The sequence below is a fragment of the Allokutzneria oryzae genome, from assembly GCF_042429765.1.
GTDB classification, from domain to species: domain Bacteria; phylum Actinomycetota; class Actinomycetes; order Mycobacteriales; family Pseudonocardiaceae; genus Allokutzneria; species Allokutzneria oryzae.
Window position 1 is genome coordinate 138,496 of sequence record NZ_JBHLZU010000033.1, and the last position, 19,286, is coordinate 157,781.

Below are 19,286 nucleotides of genomic sequence, written 5' to 3' on the forward strand. Positions count from 1 at the left end.
GCTGCCCCGACAAGCCTCGGGCATGGGCCACAATCGACTGCGTGACCTCTACGGACGACGGGCTCGCCGAGCAGTTCACCGAGCACAGAGGGCACCTGCTCGGTGTCGCCTACCGGATCACCGGGTCGCTCGCGGACTCCGAGGACGCGCTCCAGGAAGCGTGGTTCCGGCTGTCCACCGCGAACGTCTCGGAGCTCCGCGACCTGCGCGGCTGGCTGACGACAGTGGTCGGCCGGATCTGCCTTGACCGGCTGCGTTCGGCGGCGGTGCGGCGTGAGCGCTACGTCGGCCAGTGGCTGCCCGAGCCGGTGGTGCGACCGTTGGGCGTACCGGCGCAGTCGGACCCGCTGGATGTCGTTGTGCAGAACGACGGCGTGCGGATGGCCGCGCTGGTCGTGCTGCACGAGCTCACCCCGGAGCAGCGCGTCGCTTTCGTCCTCCACGACGTGTTCGGGGTGCCGTTCGCGGAGATCGCCGACATGCTGAGCTGCTCGGTCGCCGCAGCGCGGCAGCACGCCTCACGGGGCCGCAAGGCCGTTGCTCAGGCCGATCCGCCGCCGAGGGTCGACCTGAGCGAGCAGCAGCGCGTGCTGGAGAGCTTCCTGGCCGCCATCGCCACCGGCGACCCCGCGGCCGTCGTCCAGGTGCTGCACCCGGATGCGGTGCTCGTGGGCGACAGCAACGGCAAGGCCCGCACGGCGGCGCAGCGGATGGTCGGCGCGGACAAGATCTCGCGCTTCATCATGGGGCTCATGCGCATGTACGGCCCCATGGCGACTGCGGAGGCCGGTATGCGGTTCGTGCTGGTCAACGGCGACCTCGGGTTGCTGTTCGAGGGCACGGACGGCTCCGACGGCTTCCGTCCGGTCGATCGCAGGGTGACGACGTTCGTCGTGCGCGACGGCAAGGTCGCGGCGGTGTACGACGTGGTCAACCCCGACAAGCTCACCAAGGTCGAGTTCCAGTCCTAGGGCAACGGGACCCGGCACGCGTCGCCTGACGTGAAACCCTGGTCGACGATGCCGAGCGCGTGGAATGACCGCGCGCGCATGTTCTCGACTCCGATCAGGAATGTCAGCTCGGTGAGTCCTTTGTGGCCGAGTTCGGCATCGAGTTCGGCTACCTGTTCCTCGGTGACGGTCGGCGGCTGCGCGGTCATCGCGTCGGCATAGGCGAGCGCGCGCTTCTCAGTCTCCGTGTAACGGTCCGACGTCGCATAGTCGTCGATGTCGCGTAGGCGATCGACGTCAAGTCCTCCGAGGCGCTGCTTCATAGTGCCGAAATCGACGCACCACGAGCACCCGACGACTGTGGCGACCCGGTACACAGCCAAGTCACGCAGGCTCGCTGGCAGCGCACGGAGTGTCTTCTCCGCGCTGCCCTCCATGAGGGTCCACGACATCAGCGCGCCGGGGTGGTGCGCAAGAACGGCCATCGGCTCGGGCACGGCACCGAACTTGCGCTTGGCGAAGCGGTAGAAGAACCGGGTGAGCCTGCTGGCCTCGGCGTAGGGAATGGCGGGGATGCGCGGCATGGTGGCCTCCTCGAATCGGTCTCGCCGAGAGGACGAGGCAGCCGCGCGAGGTGTGACAGCTCAGGCGCGTCCGGTGAGCTGCGCGTGCCAGGCGATGGCTTGTGTGTCGGTGAGCAGGGAGACCTGGTCGATGAGCACGCGGAGGTGTTCGGCGTCCGTGGTCGCCGCGTCCCACGCGGGCCGGAACGCCGGGTCGAGCGCTTGTGGCGCTCGATCGCCCAGGACCGCGACGAGTTCGGTGAGCATCTGCCGTTGGCGTAGCTGCACACCGAGCCGTTCGGGGTCGCTCATGACGTAGCGCAGTGCGGCGGCCTTCAGCAGCGCGACCTCGGCGGCCACCTGGTGCGGGATCTCAAGATCGGCGTCGTAGCGGCGCAGCGGCCCGTCTCCGTGGATGCGGCGCGTCTCGACCACGGCGGCCGAGGCGAAGCGGCCGACGAGTTCACTGGTGAGCTGCTTGAGCGCGACCTGCGCGGAGAGCGAGCCGTCGTAGTCGTGTTCGGCCAGGGAGCGCACCACGTCCAGCTGGAGCAGGTGGGTAGCGGCGGCTTCGAGGGCCTCGACGGGCTCGTCGGAGAAGTTGCGGGCGGCCAGCTCGGCGAGCGCCGCGACCTCGTCGGGATGGGTGAGGGCGCGCAGCGAGATGCGGCCGGACAACACGCCGTCCTCGACGTCGTGCACGGAGTAGGCCACGTCGTCCGACCAGTCCATGACCTGTGCTTCCAGGCACTTGTGCTCGACGGGCGCGCCTTTGCGGAGCCAGTCGAGCACGGGAAGGTCGTCGGCGTAGGCGCCGAACTTGACCCGGCCTTCCTTGCGGGCCCACGGGTACTTGGTGGCCGCGTCCAGACACGCCCTGGTGAGGTTGAGGCCGTAGCCGCGGCCGTCGGGACCGAGCACCTTGGGTTCGAGCCGGGTGAGGATGCGCAGCGTTTGCGCGTTCCCCTCGAAACCGCCGCAGGACTGGGAGATCTCGTTCAGCGCGCGCTCACCGTTGTGGCCGAACGGCGGGTGGCCGATGTCGTGGGCGAGTCCGGCGGTGTCGACGATGTCGGGATCGCAGCCGAGCGCGGCGCCGATGCCGCGGCCGATCTGGGCGACTTCGAGGGAGTGGGTGAGCCGGGTGCGCGGGACGTCGCCCTCGCCGGGCCCGACGACCTGGGTCTTGGCGGCGAGGCGGCGCAGCGCGGCGGAGTGCAGGACGCGCGCGCGGTCCCTGGCGAAGGCCGTGCGGTCTTCGGCGCCGCTCCACTCTGCGGCGGCGAGCTTGGGGGCCTCGTCGAAGAGCCGCTCGGCGTCCTCGTGGGTGTAGTCGGCGCTCGTCACGCGGGCAAGGGTAAGGCTCAGCCGAGCCCGGTGTGGTCGTTGGCGGGCGCGTGGGTGAGCCGGTAGTACAGCAGCGCCCCGGTTTCCCGGACGATGTAGTTGATCTGCGTTTCCCGGGTGGCCACGATCGGGCCGCGTCGGGTCGGCGACGCCCAGGCGGCCAGCCCGAAGTCCTGGGCCATGGTCCGCGAGCGCAGCGAGTGCCACGGGTCGCTGACGATCACCGCGCTGCGCCAGCCCTGCTGCTTGGCCTCCTCGGCGACCGCGCGGATGCTGCCGAGGGTGTCGGAGCCGGTGGTCAGCGCGATGACCCGGTCGGAGGGCAGCGACTCCTTGGCGCTGCCGGCGCGGGTGCTGGTGCCGAGCAACCAGCGCTTTCCAGCCTCGGCCTCGCTGTAGGCGTCGCCCTCGCGCGCCCCGCCGACGGTGACGACCGTCTTGGCGACGCCGCGCTCGTAGAGGCGTTGAGCGTGGTTGAGGCGTGCTTCGAGGACTTCCGAGGGCTTGCCGTTGTACTGGGCGGCGCCGAGGACGACGACTATGTCGGCGGGCCGCTGGTCATCGAGGCGGGCGACCTGCCAGACGCGGGCCGCGGTGCCGCCGACGACGAGCCCGGCGACCAGGACGGCGCCGAACAGGGCTCGCCGAACCCAGCGCGCGCGGCTGGGGCGTCTTCTCGGAGCCGGTTCCGTCACGGCTGCCATGGTGGCAGAAGATCACTCTCCGAAGCGGCTCGCCCCGGGTGGGGCAGCTGCTCGGGCACCGGGTGAGAGGATCGGGTCATGCCCGCTGAGCAGCCGACGATCCTCGCCACCTCGGGTGGCTACCGCCCTGGTCGCCGCACCCGCCTGGAGTTCGCGCCGCTGGTGCACCACGCCGTCGAGCTGGCAGGGGTGAGCGGCCGCGCGCCGAAGATCTGCCAGATCGGTACCGCAATGGGTGACCAACGGACGTGGAACGCGGACTTCTCCGAGGCGGCGGAGCTCGCGGGTTACGAGGCGACGCACCTGAACCTGTTCCCGATGCCGCCGACCGACGACGTGCGCGGCATGGTGCTGGGCTGCGACGTGGTGTGGGTGCAGGGCGGCTCGGTGGCGAACCTGCTGGCGCTGTGGCGGTTGCACGGTCTGGACGAGGTGCTGCGTGAGGCGTGGCAGAGCGGTGTTGTGCTGGCCGGGGTGTCGGCGGGGTCGTTGTGCTGGCACAAGGGCGGCCCGACGGACTCGTTCGGCCCGGAGCTGCGGTTGATCGGCAACGGTCTGGGGTTCCTGCCGTTCCACAACGGGGTGCACTACGACTCCGAGGAACGCCGTCGGCCGATGGTGCACGCGGGTGTGGCCTCGGGCGAACTGGGGCGGACGTACTGCACCGACGACGGCTCCGGCCTGCTGTACCGGGGAACGGAGCTGGTGGAGGCGGTGGCCGAGCGCAAGAACTCGGGCGCGTACGTCGTGGACCTCGGAGCCGATGGCTCAGTCGAGGAAACGGCACTGGACATCCGCCGCCTGTAACCAGGTCCCAGTCTCCGCGACGGCGAGCTCACTTCACTGAGCCGCGCCGCTCGAAGTCCGTTTCCGGAGACTGACCGGGCGTTCCCCGAACGCGGCGCCTCACGAGCGCTCCGAACACCTCCCCACGCGCAGGGGTCCCCCCAATTCCAGTGTCGCACTGGACACCGACACAGCAGGCTGCTCCAGCACATCCGGACATCGGATTGTCCACATCGGACACCACTGTCCACAGTCTGCGATTTTCCGCTGACACGACCGGCTTTTCCGCGTCATGCTGGAAACGGGGGACCCCCACGCGCGTGCGCGACGGAGTGTCCGGAGCGTGCGGAAGCCACCCTCACCTCACCCGCGACCCCCGAGTTGTCCACATAGCCATCGGCTATCCACAGATCACCGCCGACGGCCGATCCGACCACCGCCGCTGGCTCACTCTCGGGTCATGCCCAGCAACCGCACCGTCATCGACCTCGACGGCCTCGCCAACCTCTTCCCGCACCGGGTCGCCAAGATCAGCGACCTGGTCGGCCTGGGGATCAGCTCCCCGTCCGCCTACCGGCGCTGTCAGCCGGGCGGGCAGTGGCGGCCCTTGTTCCCCGGGGTGCTGTTGCTGAGCTCGTCGCCACCGACGCGAGCTCAGATCGTGCGCGGCGCTTTGTGCTTCGCCGGGCCGGAGGCGATGCTCACCGGCCACGACGCGTTGCGGCTGCACGGCGCGCACACCGTCGAGGCGGGCGGGCAGGTGCACCTCCTCGTGCCGCACGAACGACAGCTGCGAAGTTGCAGGACGCTGTTCGTCGAGCGCACTCGCCGAATGCCGAAACCCGTGCTGCGCAAGGGTTTCATGACCGCACCGCTGGGTCGGGCGTTGCTGGACACCGTCCGCAGGATGCGACATCCGATGGTGATGCGGGCGTTGTTGCGGGAGACGATCAGCCACTACCACCTCGATCCGGCGGCGCTGATGTGCGAGCTGTCGTTGGGCAGCGCACGTGGTGCTGCCTATCCGAAGAAGCTCCTGGCTGAGATGTACGGCACCGAGCCCGGCACGCTGGAGTCCTCGCCACGGCGGCTCGCGCAGCGGACCGGGTTGCCGAAGGCCAAGTGGAACGTCAGGGTGCGCGCCGTCGACGGGACGCTGCTCGGTTGTGCCGACGCGTGGTGGGACGACGTCGGGATGGCTTGGCGCATAGTCGAGAACCGCTCCCCCGGCCCGATCGGCACCGAGCTCACGGACAACGGCGTGGTCGTTGTGCGCACGACCAGGAACCACCTCCTCAGTGACACGGCGGCAGTCACCGAGGAGCTCCGAAGGGCCTACGCCCGCGCGGCCGGCAGACCTCGCCCCCGAGTGGTCGCGGCATGACGCGCGTAGAGAGGGTGGCCTTCACGAACCCCGATACCGTGAAGGCCACCCCGCCCGAGCGACAGTCCTCGTCAGCAGCCGACCAGGTGTCCGGCCAGGTAGGACTCCAGGCGGTCCATGGACACGCGCTCCTGCGTCATGGTGTCGCGCTCCCGCACGGTGACCGCGTGGTCGGTGAGGGTGTCGAAGTCCACGGTGACGCAGAACGGCGTGCCGATCTCGTCCTGGCGGCGGTAGCGGCGACCGATCGCGCCGGCGTCGTCGAAGTCGACGTTCCAGTGCTTGCGCAGCTGCGCGGCCAGGTCGCGGGCCTTGGGCGAGAGGTCGGAGTTGCGGGACAGCGGCAGTACGGCGGCCTTCACCGGCGCGAGGCGGCGGTCCAGGCGCAGCACGACGCGCTTGTCCACCCCGCCCTTGGCGTTGGGCGCCTCGTCCTCGTTGTAGGCCTCCAGCAGGAACGCCATCATCGGCCGGCCGACACCGGCGGCGGGCTCGATGACGAACGGCCGGTACCGGGAGTTGGTGGCCTGGTCGAAGTAGGTCAGGTCCACGCCGGAGTGGTTGGAGTGGGTGGTGAGGTCGAAGTCGGTGCGGTTGGCGACGCCTTCGAGCTCGCCCCACTCCTGTCCGGCGAAACGGAAGCGGTACTCCAGGTCGACGGTGCGCTTGGAGTAGTGGGAGAGCTTCTCCTTGGGGTGCTCGTAGTGCCGCAGGTTCTCCGGGGAGATGCCGAGGTCGGTGTACCAGCGCGTGCGCTCGTCGATCCAGTACTGGTGCCATTCCTCGTCGGTGCCGGGCTCGACGAAGAACTCCATCTCCATCTGCTCGAACTCGCGGGTCCGGAAGATGAAGTTGCCCGGGGTGATCTCGTTGCGGAACGACTTGCCGATCTGCCCGATGCCGAACGGGGGCTTGCGCCGGGAGGTCGTCTGCACATTGAGGAAGTTGATGAAGATGCCCTGTGCGGTCTCGGGCCGCAGGTAGTGCATGCCCTCCTCGGTCTCCACCGGGCCGAGGTGGGTCCTGAGCAGACCGTTGAACATCTTCGGCTCGGTGAACTGGCCGCGGTTGCCGCAGTTGGGACACGGCACGTCGGAGAGGTCGCCCTCGACGAGCTCCTTGCCGGTGCGCTCGGCGTACTCCTCGGCGAGCTGGTCGGCGCGGTAGCGGCGGTGGCAGGACTGGCACTCGACCAGCGGGTCGACGAACTCGGCGACGTGGCCGGAGGCCTCCCACACCTCACGGGGCAGGATCACCGAGGAGTCGATGCCGACGACGTCCTCCCGGCTCTGCACCATGAACTTCCACCACTGGCGCTTGATGTTGTCCTTCAGCTCGACGCCGAGCGGACCGTAGTCCCACGCGGACCTGGTACCGCCGTAGATCTCCCCGCAGGGGTACACGAAGCCACGACGCTTGCAGAGATTGACGACGGTCTCGATCTGATCGGCGGGCACGGACGCTCCAGGCGGGTTTGTACGATCACTTCAGCGGGAGTTTGCAAGCGTAGCGACCCTGTTCACCGCCTCATCAACGGGATTCCGGCGGTGTTCTCCACCACGTCCGCGCCACCGGCGGCCGAAGTGTCACCCGGACGAGCAAACGGCCCATTTCAATTAGACATGCAATCGTGCGCATATGAGTATTTGTCTCCTCGCGGCCACTGCGACCAGAGGAGAGAGAATGAGCAGCGCACTCGCCCACCGGCCCGCCGAAACGCACCAGCACACGCACGGTCCGGGCTGCGGCCACGACGCGGTCCTGCACGGAGACCACGTGGACTACCTGCACGGCGGCCACGTCCACCGTGAACACCGCACGGAAGACGGAGTCCACTACGACGAGTGCGACACCTGTCAGTGTGGTGACTGCTCCGACAACTGCGCGGTTTGCACCTGCGCCACCTGCACGTGCCCGACGTGCAATCACGCCATGTGCCAATGCTCAGGCTGCGACGACGCGTGCCACAACTGCACCTGCGCCGACTGCAGCTGTCCGACGTGCGAACACGCGGCCTGACCACGCCAAGCCTCCGCTGACCGCGCGCACCAGCCACAAATCCAGTTCAACCGGGGGGGGGTGGGGGGTGGGGAGGGGGCGCCCCCCGGTTGAGCAGGAAATCCGAACTGACGGTGACACGGCTGGGGGTGCGTGCTTTGGGCGGCCGGAGTCGGTGTTGGTCTTCGGCAGGCGGGTCGAGGTGTCAGCGCGGGGTGGTTCGGGCTTCTGCGGCTTCGCCGAGGCGGACCGTGCCCGCGTCCTGGGCCAGGAGGCTGGTGTGCTCGATGACCTCGCCTCCGGTGGCTTCGCCGAGGATCTCGTAGGCCGCCGGTTCGTCCGGGAGGGCTTCGGAGAGCAGGGGGATCACGTGCTCTCGGACGTCGAAGGGCGAGAGGGCTCTGCGGTAGGCCACCACCGACTCGAACTCGACCACCAGGACCCAGCGGTCCGGCTCGTCGGTGGCCCTGGCCAGACGGCCGGAGAGGCAGCGGGGTTGGGCGGTCAGCAGCTCCAGGGCCCGCCGGGCTCGGGCGGTGAAGGTCTCGACCTCGGCTTCGGTCACGGCGAAGCGGCATACCAGCAGCACGGGGCCATCCTGGCAGGATGGCCGCGCGCCCCGGTCCCGTGGGCGCCCGAGGACGGGAGGCGGAATGAACCAGCGCAGGTCGCCGAGGGCCCGGTTGCTGCCGGGCAGTGGGCCGTTCTCCCGGGTCCCACCGGTCGCCGCGTTCTTCGGGGTGCTGGTCCTGTTCGTGGTGGGCGTCCTGGTCAAGGGCGTTGTCGGGGCCGTTCTGCTGGGGTTGCTGACGGTGGGCGTGCTGGGGCTGCTCGTCGCGACGTGGCGGGTGCTGTCCACGGCCGACCGGGTGATGCGGCTCGGCGTGTTCTTCGTCATGGTCGCCGTGACCGTGTCCGTGCTCGGTTGAGCTTCGGCGCCGACGAACACGATTACCGTCGTCGCCTAGAATGGCGGGTAACCTTGCGCTCCCGGGTGCCGTCGGGTATCCGCCGGCCCGGGTGTTCATCCTCGAGGTCCTCGGAGAGGAGCCATGCCCGCCGTGAGTCAGGACCCCACGTCGCCGGCACCGCACGGCGCTGCGGACGGTCCCGTTCTCGCGCCGGTCGAGGCCGCTCCCGCCGTCAAACCCAGGTCAGCCGAGGACCACGAGCACTCGCATGACCGCACCCCACCACCGCCCGCGCCGCGCCGTGACACCAAGTCGCTGGTCGCCGCGGGTGACCTGCTGCGGGCGCTCGCGGCTCCGGTGCGGATCGCCATCGTGTTGCAGCTGCGTGAGTCCGAGCGGTGCGTGCACGAGCTCGTCGACGCGCTGGCGGTGACCCAGCCCTTGATCAGCCAGCATCTGCGCGTGCTGAAGTCGGCCGGTGTGGTGCACGGCGAACGGCACGGCCGTGAGGTCGTCTACCGGCTCGCCGACGAGCACCTGGCGCACATCGTGATCGACGCCGTCGCGCACGTGGAGGAAGCGTGACCATCAGCGAGCGGCCCACCCCGGCGGTGCCGGGTCTGCGGGCCACCAAGCAGCGGGCGGCGGTCTCCAAGCTGCTCGACCAGCTCGACGAGTTCCGTTCCGCGCAGGAGATCCACGAGGAGCTCCGCAGGCGCGGTGAGGGCATCGGCCTGACCACCGTGTACCGGACGCTGCAGAGCCTCGCCGACGCCGACGAGGTCGACGTGCTGCGCACCGGTTCGGGTGAGGCGATGTACCGGCGGTGCTCGGCGCACCACCATCACCACCTGGTGTGCCGCTCGTGCCAGCGCACGGTCGAGGTCGAGGGGCCCGCCGTGGAGCGGTGGGCGGAGAAGATCGCGGCCGAGCACGGCTTCTCCGAGGTCAGCCACACCATCGAGATCTTCGGCACCTGCGCGGACTGCACCAGGGCGTAGCTACTCGTACGGTTCTGCGGGCGCGGGGACCGGCCGGAGGTCGGACACCGTCAGCGCCGGGGTGTAGGAGTTCGCCTCCGTCGCGGTGCCCGGCTGGATGCGGCCGGTGACCTCGACCCAGCTGTCCACCGGCAGTGCCGCCGCCCTCGGGTCGCCGTCCAGCCGGACGCGCACGGGTGTCGCGTCTGCGGCGCAGCAGCCCATCACCAGGCGGGCCATCATCGTGGAGGTCTTGTCCCGGACGATGAACCCGGTCATCCGGACCGTGCGGTCGTTGAGGGTGTTCGCGTCGTCCCACGCCGAGCGGGTGACGAAGTCGGTCATGGTGATCGGCACGACGTCGCCGGGCGGCAGCGGGTCGAACTTCGCGCCGCCCGTCTTGCGCTCGCCCTGGGCGACGGAGCGGCCGTCGTTGCGGTTCACCGAGTCCGAGCCGAGCGCGGGCGGCGCGATCAGGAAGATCGCCAGCACCGGGAGCAGCAGCATCCACGTGCTGCGGCCGTGTCCGTGCTCGTGCGTCTCGGCCGCGCCCGCGGCGTGCCTGCGCAGATCGCGGACGATGGCCAGGACCGCGAGCAGGACCATGACCGAGCCGGTGCCGACCACCAGCCACTGGAACGACGGCTTGACGTAGTTGAGGTACGAGCCGTTGAGGCCGATCTTCAGCAGTGCCCCGCCGAGCAGCACCAGCAGGATGTTCTGCGTCTCTCGTCTCATCGCACTCCTCCGAACACCAGCAGGCCCGCGCCGACGGCGCACAGGATCGCCACCACGAACGTCAACGGGGCGAAGCGGGCCGCGAAGGGCCTGCCGAACGCGCCCGCCTGCATCGCGATCAGCTTCACGTCCACCGCCGGTCCGACCACCAGGAACACCAGCCTGGGCAGCAGCGGCAGCATGGACAGCGACGCCACCACGAAGGCGTCGGCCTCGCTGCACAGCGCCAGGACCACGGCGAGCACCGCCATCACGATCACGCCGAGCACGACCTGGCCGCCGAGGGAGGTCATCCACGACGCCGGGACGATCACGTGCAGCGCCGCCGAGGTGACGCCGCCGAGCACCAGGAAGCCACCCGCCTCGACGAGGTCGTGCCGCGCGGTCTCGGTGAAGACGGTGAACTTCGACTCGCCCGCCTTCGGCTCGTGGTGGCGCAGCGCGCGGGCGGCGATCCACTCGGCCTTGCCCAGGCGCAGCCACAGCCAGCCCATGACCACGGCGGTCAGGAACGAGCCGAGGAAGCGCGCGAGGACCATCAGCGGTTCGCCGGGGAAGGCGACCGCGGTGGCGACCAGCACGATCGGGTTGACCGCGGGCGCGGCGAGCAGGAACGTCAGCGCGGCGGCCGGGGCGATGCCCTGTTGCATGAGCCGCCGGCTCAACGGCACCGAGGCGCACTCACAGCCGGGAAGCGCCATGCCCGCGATTCCGGCGACCGGGACGGCCAGCGCGGGTTTGCCGGGCAGCGCCTTGCGCAGCGCGCCCATCGGGACGTAGGCCGCGATCAGGCCACTGAGCAGCACGCCGAGCAACAGGAACGGCAGCGCCTGCACGCACACGGCCACGAAGATCGTCGATCCGGTGCGCAGCTCGGGGACGTTGAAGAACTGGGTGAGCTGCGACTGGAACAGGATCGCCAGCAGCAGCACGACGCACAGCACTTCCAGCGAGGTCGGCCCTCGGCGGCGGCGCGTTGGCGTGCTCGGCTGCGCCTCGGTCGTCGTGGTCACGTCGGCCATGGTGCCAGTTCGAGCTGACAATCGTTACCAACGACCTCCGGTCAGGCGCGGTGCCGCGGGCCCCTGCGCACCAGGCGCTGGGGGTCGGCCAGCTCGTCCCTGAGCTTGGAGCTGTTGCCGATCATGATCCCGAAGAGGGTGCCGAGCGCGTCCTTGCTCAGCCCCTCCGCCGGGAACTCGTAGCGCAGCATCAGGTCCATCTTGCCGCCGTCCCGCGAGATCACCGGGGTGCCGCCGAAGGGCAGCTCCGACGCGCGCTCCATGGCGGCGCAGGCGAGCTCGGTGTCCTCGGGCATGTTGATGGCGACGACGCACACCAGGCTGAGCACGACGAGACCCTCGGCGAGCTGGGCGGCCTGCACCACCCACGGGATGCCCGAGTGCTCGAAGAACAGCGCGCCGTCGTCGTCGACGCGCACGTCGTGGTAGGTCTCCAGCGCGCCGCGGGCATGGGTGAGCAGCGAGGCGGTGTTGGCGGCTTCGCTCACTTGGCGGCTTCTCCAACCTTGTTCGGCTCGGCGCCGCCGTAGCGGCGGTCGCGCTTGGCGAAGATCTCGCAGGCACGCCACAGGTCGCGGCGGTCCATGTCCGGGAACAGCTTGTCCAGGAAGACCAGCTCGGCGTAGGCGGACTGCCACAGCAGGAAGTTCGAGGTGCGCTGTTCGCCCGAGGTGCGCAGGAACAGGTCCACGTCCGGCATGTCCGGCTCGTCGAGGTACCTGGCGAGCAGCTTCTCGTTGATCTTCTCGGGGTTGAGCTCGCCGGAGGCGACGCGGCGGCCGATCTCCTTTGCCGCGTCGGCGATCTCGGCCCGGCCGCCGTAGTTAACGCACATGGTCAGCGTCAGCACGTCGTTGTCGCGGGTCTGCTCCTCCGCGGCCTCCAGCTCCTTGATGACGCTGCGCCACAGCTTCGGCCGTCGCCCGGCCCAGCGGACCCGGACGCCGATGGAGTCCATGTAGTCGACCTGGCGGCGGATGGTGTCGCGGTTGAAGCCCATCAGGAAACGGACCTCGTCCGGGCTGCGCTTCCAGTTCTCGGTGGAGAAGGCGTAGGCCGACAGCCACTTCACCCCGGCCTCGACCGCGCCGTCGACGAGCTCGATCAGCACGGCCTCACCGCGCTTGTGGCCCTCGATCCTGGGCAGCCCGCGCTCCTTGGCCCAACGGCCGTTGCCGTCCATCACCAGCGCGATGTGCTTGGGCACGAAGTCGGCGAGCACGGAGGGGAACGTCGCACCGGAGGGGTGCGGTTCGGGGGACGTGATGTCGGTCCGCGTGCGGCCGGAACGCCGTCGCAGCATGAGGTCGCCTTCTTTCCCTGCGAGTTCAGCCGTCGATCCTACGCAGCCCACCGATGCGTTGACTCCCCCGGTGCGCCACCGCCGGATAGCGTGGATTCCCGTGACCTCACCGGCCGTTCGGCTCACCGTCTGTCGCGACTGCTGTTGCGGCAACGCCAGAAAGCACCCCGACGTCGACCACGACGCGCAGCTCGCCCGGTTGCGGGAGATAGCTGCGGCGACCGGCGCGGCCGTCACGGTCTCGGAGTGCCTGGACGTCTGCGACCACGCGAATGTCGTCGTGGTGCACCGCAAGGGCGACAAGCCGGTGTGGTTCGGGTTCGTCCGGGGCGACGGCGTGCTCGACGACCTGCACAAGTGGATCAAGGACGGCGGCCCCGTCCCGGACACCCTTGAGCTGCACCGGATCCCCCCGCCCGGCCGTCCCTGAGCGGGCCGCGCGGGCAGGCTGCGAGAATGACGCGGTGACCAGCCCAAGAGACGCCCACCGGTCCGGGTTCGCCTGTTTCGTCGGCCGCCCCAACGCGGGCAAGTCGACCCTGACCAACGCGCTCGTCGGCTCCAAGGTCGCGATCACCTCGGACAAGCCGCAGACCACCAGGCACACCATCCGCGGCATCGTGCACCGCGAGGACGCGCAGCTGATCATCGTCGACACCCCGGGCCTGCACCGGCCGCGCACGCTGCTCGGCCAGCGGCTCAACGACCTGGTCATGGAGACCTGGTCGGAGGTGGACGTGGTCGGCCTGTGCGTGCCAGCGGACCAGAAGGTCGGCCCCGGCGACAAGTTCATCGCCGGTGAGCTGGCCAAGGTCGCCAAGAAGACCCCGGTGATCGGCATCGTCACCAAGACCGACCTGGTCGGCCCGAAGCAGGTGGCCGAGCAGCTGCTCGCCCTGCAGCAGGTGATGGACTTCGCCGAGCTGATCCCGGTGTCCGCGGTGGACGGCTACCAGGTCGGGCTGCTCGCGGACCTGCTCGTCGGCAGGCTGCCGCGGGGACCGCAGCTCTACCCCGCGGGCGAGCTGACCGACGAGCCCGAGCAGACCCTGATCGCCGAGCTGATCCGCGAGGCGGCGCTGGACGGCGTCCGCGACGAGCTGCCGCACTCCATCGCGGTGACCGTCGAGGAGATGCTGCCGCGCGAGGGCCGCGACGACATGCTGGAGATCCACGCGCTGCTGCACGTGGAGCGGCAGAGCCAGAAGGCCATCGTGATCGGCCGCGGCGGCGAGCGGCTCAAGCAGGTCGGCATGGTCTCCCGCAAGCAGATCGAGAAGCTGCTCGGCAGCAAGGTCTACCTCGACCTGCGGGTGCGGGTGGCCAAGGACTGGCAGCGCGACCCCAAGCAGCTGCGCCGCCTCGGTTTCTGACGGCGGTTTCGGCGCGGGGTTGTCGGTGGGAGGTGCGAGGATCCGGTGGTGAGTCTCTACCGCGACACCGGCGTGGTGCTGCGGGTGCAGAAGCTGGGTGAGGCCGACCGCATCATCACGCTGCTGTCCCGGCACCACGGCAAGGTGCGCGCCGCGGCCAAGGGCGTGCGCCGCACCAGCTCCCGGTTCGGCGCGCGGCTGGAGCCGTTCTGCCACATCGACGTGCAGTTCTACACCGGGCGCACGCTCGACGTTGTCACCCAGGTCGAGACGGTGGACGCGTTCGGCCAGGGCATCGTCGGCGACTACCCGCGCTACACGGCGGCGTGCGCGGTCCTGGAGACCGCGGACCGGCTCTCCGCCGAGGAGGGCGAACCCGCGCTGCGGCTGTACCTGCTCGTGGTCGGGGCCCTGCGCGCGCTGGCGGGCCGGGAACGTGACCCCGCGCTCGTGCTGGACGCGTTCCTGTTGCGCGCCATGGCTTTCGCCGGGTGGGCACCCGCGCTGACCGAGTGCGCGCGCTGCGGTGTGCCGGGTCCGCACCGCTCGTTCAGCGTGCCCGTCGGCGGCGCGGTCTGCGGTGGCTGCCGTCCGGCGGGCGCGGCCAATCCCGCCCCGGACACGTTCCGGTTGCTCGACGCGCTCCAGCACGGCGACTGGCCGCTGGCGGAGAGCATGCCCAACACGATCCGCCGGGAGAGCAGCGGCCTGGTCGCCGCGCACCTCCAGTGGCACCTGGAACGACAGCTCCGGTCGTTGCCGTTGGTGGAACGGCAACGCGTCGCCGAGGCGCCGAGATGACGATCCGGCCCTACCGCCCTTCGGACTTCGACGCGGTGCACCAGATCTGCGCGGCCACCGCGGACGCCGGGTCACCGATGACGGGGCTGCCCGATCCCGACATCGTCGGCCACGTGTTCGCCGGCCCCTACGTCACGCTCGAACCGGATCTCGCCTTCGTCCACGAGGACGCCGACGGCGTCGCCGGGTACGTCATCGCCGCGCTGGACACCGCGGCCTTCGAGACCCGGTGGCGCGCCGAGTGGTCGCCGAGGTTCGTCGAGAGCCACCCGCCGCCCGCGGTGTCCGCCGACCCGGCTGCCGACGCGTGGCTGCGGGAGATGCTGCACAACCCCGCCTCCCCCGCCCCGGTCGCCTTCCCCGAGTTCCCGTCGCACCTGCACATCGACCTGCTGGCGCGGGCGAGGGGCAACGGCAACGGGCGCCGGTTGCTGGACGCGCTCTTCGACGCCTTGCGCGCCAAGGGTTCTCCCGGTGTTCACCTGCTGGTCGTGCAGAGCAACACCAACGCCATCGCGTTCTACCGCGCGGTCGGATTCACCGAACTGCCGACGCCGCTGCCCGGCCTGCGCGCGTTCGGGATGCCACTGAGCCGGTGACGCGTCACGAACCGCGGATGCGTTGCCGCGTCGTGCCTTCTCGACGAGAGCGTTCGCCGCCCGGCTCGCTCACGCTTTCCGCTCGCCCTCCCGGCCGCTCGCGGGCACTCACCCGGCAAGCGGTCGCCCGATAGGCGGGTGCTCACGCGGAGTGCTCGCGCTTGACCGCTGCGTGACTATGGTCACTACATGCTCTGGTCCGAGTTCGCCCGCGATGGCACCGGGATCGTGCTGTTCCTGGTGTGGCTGGTGCTCCCACCCGCCTACATGCTGTTGATCGGCTTCCACTTCCAGCGCCGGTGGCGACGGGAGAGACGTCGGCTGCTGGACTACCTCGACGAGGCACTCGCCGAGGTGGCCGCCGGGCGCGCTCCCGTGACCGGCCAGCCCCCGGCCGTACCCCAGCAGTTCGCTCCCCTGCCCCAGCCCGGCACCGGCAGGCACGCGCGCCCGGTGTCAGGCAAGAACTTCGAGCACCGTGCCGGCGGCGTCGGCCCGCAGCACGGCGGCTCCCTGCGTTAGGTCCCTGACCGCGGCGAGGGAGTCGGCGTCGACCGAGTCGGCGCCGGTGACCACCGCGGCCGCTTCCAGTCCCTCCGCGCCGCTGGCGACCGCCGCCGCCACGGCCGCCTGGATGGCGGTCAGCCGCAACGAGGGCAGCTCCACCGTGCACGCCGAGTAGGTCCTGCCGTCGGTGTCGCGCACCGCCGCGCCCTCGGCCGCGCCCGTGCGGGCCCGCGCCGACCTGGCCAGTGTGACGATCTTCGCGTCCTCGGGGTCCAGCTCCCGCTGCTCAGCCATGGTTGTCGACTCCCTCCCGCTCCTCGCCGCGTTCACCGGCGGAGCGCCCGTTGCCGTTGCCCGCCCGGTGCACCAGGACGGTGGTGATCCGCATCCGGCCGCGGTGATCCTTGCCGCCCTCTGCGCGCAGCCGCAGCCCCTCGATCTCGGCCTCGGCTCCCGGCAGCGGGACGCGCCCCAGCCGCTGGGCCATCAGACCGCCGACGGTCTCCACCTCCGAGGAGTCCAGCTCCACGCCGAACAGCTCGCCGAGGTCGTCGACGGGCAGCCGCGAGGACACCCGCACCTCCCCGTCTGCCAGCTCCTCCACCGGTGGGCGTTCGTCGGTGTCGTGCTCGTCGGTGATCTCGCCGACGATCTCCTCGATGATGTCCTCGATGGTGAGCAGGCCGGCCGTTCCGCCGTACTCGTCGACCAGGATCGCCATGTGCCTGCGGGAGAGCTGCATCTCCTTGAGCAGCTCGTCCAGCCGCTTGGAGTCCGGGACGAACTCGGCGGGGCTCATCAGCTCGTCCACCGTGGTCCGGCACGCGGTGTCGAAGTCCAATGTGGACACCCGGGCCAGGTCCTTGATGTTCACGACGCCCACGACGTCGTCGACGGAGGAGTCGATGACCGGGATGCGGGAGAACCCGGTGCGCAGGCACAGCGCGAGCGCCTGGCGGACCGTCTTGGTGCGCTCGATCCACACCAGCTCGGTGCGCGGGACCATGACCTCGCGGGCGATGGTGTCGCTGAGCTCGAAGACCGAGTGGATCATCTCGCGCTCGTCGTCGTCCACGACGCCGCGCTCCTGCGCCATGTCCACGAGCTCGCGGAGCTCGACCTCTGAGGAGAACGGGCCCTCGCGGAAGCCCTTGCCCGGAGTGATCGCGTTACCGACGAGGATCAGCAGGCGGCTCAACGGTCCCAGCACGATGCCGAGCACGCGCACGGGCGCCGCGACGATCATGCCGACCGCGTAGGGGTGCTGGCGGCCGATGGTGCGCGGGCCGACACCGACGAGCACGTAGGACACCACGAGCATGCTCAGGCCCGCGGTCAGCAGTGCGACCCAGTCGGGGTCGATGTGCCGAAGGCAGACCACGGTCACCAGCACCGTCGCCGACAGCTCGCACGCGAGGCGCAGCAACAGCAGCAGGTTGATGTGCCGCGGCCGGTCCTCGATGGCCAGGGACAGCTGCCGCGCGCCGAGCCTGCCTTGCCGGACCAGCGCGTCGACCCTGGCCCTGGACACCGTTCCGAAGGCGGCGTCGGCGGCGCCGAAGGCCCCGGCGGCGAGGACGAGCAGCACCGCCAGCACGATCAGCGTGGTGGAGCTGGTCATGGGTTCAGCCGCCGGTCTGGTCCTCGTCGAGTCCGACCGCGCCGAGCACCCGGTCGTCGACGCTGCGCTGGGCGGCGCGGCGCTTCTCCTCGTCCCGCTGCGCGCGGAAGTCGGCGAGGATCCTGTTCTGCAGCGAGAACATCTCCTTCTCCTCCTCCGGCTCGGCGTGGTCGTAGCCGAGCAGGTGCAGCACGCCGTGCACGGTGAGCAGGTGCAGCTCGTCGAGCAGGCTGTGGCCGGCCTTGCGCGCCTGGTCCTTGGCGAAGGCCGGGCAGAGCACGACGTCGCCGAGCAGCGCGGGGCCGACCCCGGCGGCGTCGGGGCGGCGGGCGGAGTCCAGCTCGTCCATGGGGAAGGCCATCACGTCGGTGGGACCCGGCAGGTCCATCCACCGCTCGTGCAGATCGGACATCACGTCCAGCTCGACCAGCAGCACCGACAGCTCCGCGAGCGGGCTGACGTTCATCCGGTCCAGCGCGAAGCGCGCCGCCGCGACGATCGAGGTCTCCTCGACCACCACTCCGGACTCGTTGGCGATCTCGATGCTCACCGGCGTCCCTTCCGAGCCTTTCCCGCGCGGTCCCGCTGGGAACCGGCCGGGTCGTTGCCGTCCTGCGTGACCTGCCACCGCTCGTAGGCGTCCACGATGTCCCCGACCAGCCGGTGCCGCACGACGTCCTGGCTGGTCAGCTGGGAGAAGTGGATGTCGTCGACGTTGCCGAGGATGTCCCGGACCACGCGCAGGCCGCTGTGCTGCCCGCCGGGCAGGTCGACCTGGGTGACGTCACCGGTGACCACGATCTTGGAGCCGAAGCCGAGACGCGTCAGGAACATCTTCATCTGTTCCGGCGTGGTGTTCTGCGCCTCGTCGAGGATGATGAAGGCGTCGTTGAGGGTGCGGCCGCGCATGTAGGCCAGCGGCGCCACCTCGATCGTGCCCGCGGCGGTCAGCCGGGGGATCGACTCCGGGTCGATCATGTCGTGCAGCGCGTCGTAGAGCGGGCGCAGGTAGGGGTCGATCTTGTCGTAGAGCGTGCCCGGCAGGAAGCCGAGCCGCTCGCCCGCCTCGACAGCGGGGCGGGTGAGGATGATCCGGGAGACCTGCTTGGCCTGCAACGCCTGCACGGCCTTGGCCATGGCCAGGTAGGTCTTGCCGGTGCCCGCGGGGCCGATGCCGAAGACCACGGTGTGCGAGTCGATCGCGTCCACGTAGAGCTTCTGGTTCAGCGTCTTGGGCCGGATGGTGCGGCCCCTGCGGGAGATGATGTTGAGGCCGAGCACCTCGGCCGGGGACTGCTTGCCGCCGGTGGCGAGCATGGCCACACTGCGCCGCACCGCGTCGGGGCCGACCTGCTGGCCGCCCTTGGCGATGGCGATGAGCTCGGTGAAGACCCGCTCGGCGAACACCACGTCCTGGGTTCCGCCCGAGAGGGTGATCTCGTTGCCCCGGACGTGCAAGTCGGCCGCGAGCAGCTCCTCCGCGAGGCGGAGGTTCTCGTCACTGGAGCCCAGCAGCGCCAGGAGGGCGTCGTCGGGCACGGTCAGCTTGGACTGCGCGGTCTCACGGGTGGCGCCGTCCTGCCCCCCGCCGGGTCCGGTGGAGTCGGGGTTGTTCGGGCGGGACGCTCCGGATCGGGCTGCCTCGTCCTGTGCGCTACCGGCCAAATCCGCTCGGGCCTGCTTTCTGGTGTGTGGAGTT

The 19,286-nt window shown here is 70.2% G+C and carries 24 protein-coding genes; 11 read left to right on the forward strand and 13 right to left on the reverse strand.

Translation table 11 applies throughout. The features are described from left to right. Positions 1–41: 41 nt before the first annotated feature. Positions 42–971, forward strand: coding sequence for a sigma-70 family RNA polymerase sigma factor (locus ACFFQA_RS35130; protein ID WP_377861783.1), 930 nt, complete (start codon positions 42–44; stop codon positions 969–971). On the opposite strand, the gene ACFFQA_RS35135 is transcribed toward ACFFQA_RS35130, so the two are convergent. Genes ACFFQA_RS35135 through ACFFQA_RS35145 form a run of 3 tightly spaced genes read right to left on the reverse strand, consistent with a single transcriptional unit; the run spans position 968 to position 3,555 of the window. Next, on the reverse strand, positions 968–1,534 hold the full coding sequence (locus ACFFQA_RS35135) for a carboxymuconolactone decarboxylase family protein (RefSeq protein WP_377861786.1): 567 nt from the start codon (positions 1,532–1,534) through the stop codon (positions 968–970). The genes ACFFQA_RS35130 and ACFFQA_RS35135 overlap by 4 nt on opposite strands. 60 nt (positions 1,535–1,594) lie before the next feature. Beyond that, positions 1,595–2,860, reverse strand: a complete 1,266-nt coding sequence (locus ACFFQA_RS35140) for a deoxyguanosinetriphosphate triphosphohydrolase (RefSeq protein WP_377861789.1) — start codon at positions 2,858–2,860, stop codon at positions 1,595–1,597. A gap of 17 nt (positions 2,861–2,877) precedes the next feature. Next, a complete protein-coding gene (locus tag ACFFQA_RS35145) occupies positions 2,878–3,555 on the reverse strand; it encodes a YdcF family protein (protein ID WP_377861792.1) in 678 nt (225 codons plus the stop codon). A gap of 87 nt (positions 3,556–3,642) precedes the next feature. On the opposite strand from ACFFQA_RS35145, the gene ACFFQA_RS35150 reads away from it, so the two are divergent. Together ACFFQA_RS35150 and ACFFQA_RS35155 are read left to right on the forward strand one after the other, a co-directional pair. Then, positions 3,643–4,371: a Type 1 glutamine amidotransferase-like domain-containing protein gene (locus ACFFQA_RS35150; RefSeq protein ID WP_377861794.1), complete on the forward strand. Its 729-nt coding sequence runs from the start codon at positions 3,643–3,645 to the stop codon at positions 4,369–4,371. Positions 4,372–4,810: 439 nt separating this feature from the next. Next, positions 4,811–5,734 (forward strand): hypothetical protein, encoded by a 924-nt coding sequence (locus ACFFQA_RS35155; RefSeq protein WP_377861797.1) that lies wholly within the window; start codon positions 4,811–4,813, stop codon positions 5,732–5,734. A gap of 71 nt (positions 5,735–5,805) precedes the next feature. Here the strand turns inward: ACFFQA_RS35155 and ACFFQA_RS35160 are convergent, their stop codons facing one another. Together ACFFQA_RS35160 and ACFFQA_RS35165 are read right to left on the reverse strand one after the other, a co-directional pair. Next, positions 5,806–7,191, reverse strand: a complete 1,386-nt coding sequence (locus ACFFQA_RS35160) for a glycine--tRNA ligase (RefSeq protein ID WP_377861800.1) — start codon at positions 7,189–7,191, stop codon at positions 5,806–5,808. A 746-nt stretch (positions 7,192–7,937) separates the two neighbouring features. Continuing rightward, the gene (locus ACFFQA_RS35165) at positions 7,938–8,321 is read right to left on the reverse strand and encodes an antibiotic biosynthesis monooxygenase family protein (RefSeq protein WP_377861803.1); all 384 of its coding nucleotides are present in this window, start codon (positions 8,319–8,321) and stop codon (positions 7,938–7,940) included. A gap of 64 nt (positions 8,322–8,385) precedes the next feature. Between ACFFQA_RS35165 and ACFFQA_RS35170 the strand changes: the two genes are divergently transcribed. From ACFFQA_RS35170 to ACFFQA_RS35180, 3 genes are all read left to right on the forward strand, one after another. Then, positions 8,386–8,661, forward strand: coding sequence for a hypothetical protein (locus ACFFQA_RS35170; protein ID WP_377861806.1), 276 nt, complete (start codon positions 8,386–8,388; stop codon positions 8,659–8,661). 132 nt (positions 8,662–8,793) lie between these two features. Continuing rightward, a complete protein-coding gene (locus ACFFQA_RS35175; RefSeq protein WP_377861808.1) occupies positions 8,794–9,228 on the forward strand; it encodes an ArsR/SmtB family transcription factor in 435 nt (144 codons plus the stop codon). Continuing rightward, a complete protein-coding gene (locus ACFFQA_RS35180) occupies positions 9,225–9,644 on the forward strand; it encodes a Fur family transcriptional regulator (protein ID WP_377861811.1) in 420 nt (139 codons plus the stop codon). Before ACFFQA_RS35175 ends, ACFFQA_RS35180 begins: the two co-directional genes overlap by 4 nt. On the opposite strand, the gene ACFFQA_RS35185 is transcribed toward ACFFQA_RS35180, so the two are convergent. Genes ACFFQA_RS35185 through ACFFQA_RS35200 form a run of 4 tightly spaced genes read right to left on the reverse strand, consistent with a single transcriptional unit; the run spans position 9,645 to position 12,686 of the window. Beyond that, entirely contained in the window at positions 9,645–10,361 is a 717-nt protein-coding gene (locus ACFFQA_RS35185) for a TIGR03943 family putative permease subunit (RefSeq protein WP_377861814.1), read from the reverse strand. Beyond that, positions 10,358–11,383 (reverse strand): permease, encoded by a 1,026-nt coding sequence (locus tag ACFFQA_RS35190; protein WP_377861816.1) that lies wholly within the window; start codon positions 11,381–11,383, stop codon positions 10,358–10,360. The genes ACFFQA_RS35185 and ACFFQA_RS35190 overlap by 4 nt, the downstream gene beginning before the upstream one ends. Before the next feature lie 41 nt (positions 11,384–11,424). After that, on the reverse strand, positions 11,425–11,871 hold the full coding sequence (locus ACFFQA_RS35195) for a hypothetical protein (RefSeq protein WP_377861819.1): 447 nt from the start codon (positions 11,869–11,871) through the stop codon (positions 11,425–11,427). Continuing rightward, positions 11,868–12,686, reverse strand: coding sequence for an isoprenyl transferase (locus ACFFQA_RS35200; RefSeq protein ID WP_377861822.1), 819 nt, complete (start codon positions 12,684–12,686; stop codon positions 11,868–11,870). Before ACFFQA_RS35200 ends, ACFFQA_RS35195 begins: the two co-directional genes overlap by 4 nt. 100 nt (positions 12,687–12,786) lie before the next feature. Here ACFFQA_RS35200 and ACFFQA_RS35205 point away from each other — a divergent pair, with 100 nt between their 5' ends. From ACFFQA_RS35205 to ACFFQA_RS35225, 5 genes are all read left to right on the forward strand, one after another. Next, on the forward strand, positions 12,787–13,116 hold the full coding sequence (locus tag ACFFQA_RS35205) for a (2Fe-2S) ferredoxin domain-containing protein (RefSeq protein ID WP_377861825.1): 330 nt from the start codon (positions 12,787–12,789) through the stop codon (positions 13,114–13,116). A gap of 34 nt (positions 13,117–13,150) precedes the next feature. Next, positions 13,151–14,059 carry a GTPase Era gene (era, locus tag ACFFQA_RS35210; RefSeq protein WP_377861827.1) on the forward strand — a complete coding sequence of 303 codons (909 nt, stop codon included), beginning with the start codon at positions 13,151–13,153 and terminating at the stop codon, positions 14,057–14,059. 48 nt (positions 14,060–14,107) lie between these two features. Beyond that, positions 14,108–14,860, forward strand: a complete 753-nt coding sequence (gene recO, locus ACFFQA_RS35215) for a DNA repair protein RecO (protein ID WP_377861830.1) — start codon at positions 14,108–14,110, stop codon at positions 14,858–14,860. Beyond that, entirely contained in the window at positions 14,857–15,459 is a 603-nt protein-coding gene (locus ACFFQA_RS35220; protein WP_377861833.1) for a GNAT family N-acetyltransferase, read from the forward strand. Before recO ends, ACFFQA_RS35220 begins: the two co-directional genes overlap by 4 nt. A gap of 189 nt (positions 15,460–15,648) precedes the next feature. Next, a complete protein-coding gene (locus ACFFQA_RS35225) occupies positions 15,649–15,981 on the forward strand; it encodes a hypothetical protein (protein WP_377861836.1) in 333 nt (110 codons plus the stop codon). Here the strand turns inward: ACFFQA_RS35225 and ACFFQA_RS35230 are convergent. Genes ACFFQA_RS35230 through ACFFQA_RS35245 form a run of 4 tightly spaced genes read right to left on the reverse strand, consistent with a single transcriptional unit; the run spans position 15,916 to position 19,252 of the window. After that, positions 15,916–16,260 (reverse strand): cytidine deaminase-like protein, encoded by a 345-nt coding sequence (locus tag ACFFQA_RS35230; protein WP_377861839.1) that lies wholly within the window; start codon positions 16,258–16,260, stop codon positions 15,916–15,918. The genes ACFFQA_RS35225 and ACFFQA_RS35230 overlap by 66 nt on opposite strands. After that, a complete protein-coding gene (locus ACFFQA_RS35235; RefSeq protein ID WP_377861842.1) occupies positions 16,253–17,587 on the reverse strand; it encodes a hemolysin family protein in 1,335 nt (444 codons plus the stop codon). The genes ACFFQA_RS35230 and ACFFQA_RS35235 overlap by 8 nt, the downstream gene beginning before the upstream one ends. 4 nt (positions 17,588–17,591) lie before the next feature. Further along, a complete protein-coding gene (gene ybeY, locus ACFFQA_RS35240; RefSeq protein WP_377861844.1) occupies positions 17,592–18,137 on the reverse strand; it encodes an rRNA maturation RNase YbeY in 546 nt (181 codons plus the stop codon). Further along, on the reverse strand, positions 18,134–19,252 hold the full coding sequence (locus ACFFQA_RS35245; RefSeq protein ID WP_377861847.1) for a PhoH family protein: 1,119 nt from the start codon (positions 19,250–19,252) through the stop codon (positions 18,134–18,136). Before ACFFQA_RS35245 ends, ybeY begins: the two co-directional genes overlap by 4 nt. Positions 19,253–19,286: the final 34 nt, after the last annotated feature.

What these genes read in the sequence shown, in the direction of transcription:
- ACFFQA_RS35235 (WP_377861842.1), bottom strand. Translation starts at nt 17,587, where the DNA reads ATGACCAGCTCCACCACGCTGATCGTGCTGGCGGTGCTGCTCGTCCTC.
- ACFFQA_RS35155 (WP_377861797.1), top strand. Translation starts at nt 4,811, where the DNA reads ATGCCCAGCAACCGCACCGTCATCGACCTCGACGGCCTCGCCAACCTC.
- ACFFQA_RS35230 (WP_377861839.1), bottom strand. Translation starts at nt 16,260, where the DNA reads ATGGCTGAGCAGCGGGAGCTGGACCCCGAGGACGCGAAGATCGTCACA.
- ACFFQA_RS35185 (WP_377861814.1), bottom strand. Translation starts at nt 10,361, where the DNA reads ATGAGACGAGAGACGCAGAACATCCTGCTGGTGCTGCTCGGCGGGGCA.
- ACFFQA_RS35200 (WP_377861822.1), bottom strand. Translation starts at nt 12,686, where the DNA reads ATGCTGCGACGGCGTTCCGGCCGCACGCGGACCGACATCACGTCCCCC.
- ACFFQA_RS35190 (WP_377861816.1), bottom strand. Translation starts at nt 11,383, where the DNA reads ATGGCCGACGTGACCACGACGACCGAGGCGCAGCCGAGCACGCCAACG.
- ACFFQA_RS35170 (WP_377861806.1), top strand. Translation starts at nt 8,386, where the DNA reads ATGAACCAGCGCAGGTCGCCGAGGGCCCGGTTGCTGCCGGGCAGTGGG.
- ACFFQA_RS35135 (WP_377861786.1), bottom strand. Translation starts at nt 1,534, where the DNA reads ATGCCGCGCATCCCCGCCATTCCCTACGCCGAGGCCAGCAGGCTCACC.
- ACFFQA_RS35150 (WP_377861794.1), top strand. Translation starts at nt 3,643, where the DNA reads ATGCCCGCTGAGCAGCCGACGATCCTCGCCACCTCGGGTGGCTACCGC.
- ACFFQA_RS35225 (WP_377861836.1), top strand. Translation starts at nt 15,649, where the DNA reads ATGCTCTGGTCCGAGTTCGCCCGCGATGGCACCGGGATCGTGCTGTTC.
- ACFFQA_RS35220 (WP_377861833.1), top strand. Translation starts at nt 14,857, where the DNA reads ATGACGATCCGGCCCTACCGCCCTTCGGACTTCGACGCGGTGCACCAG.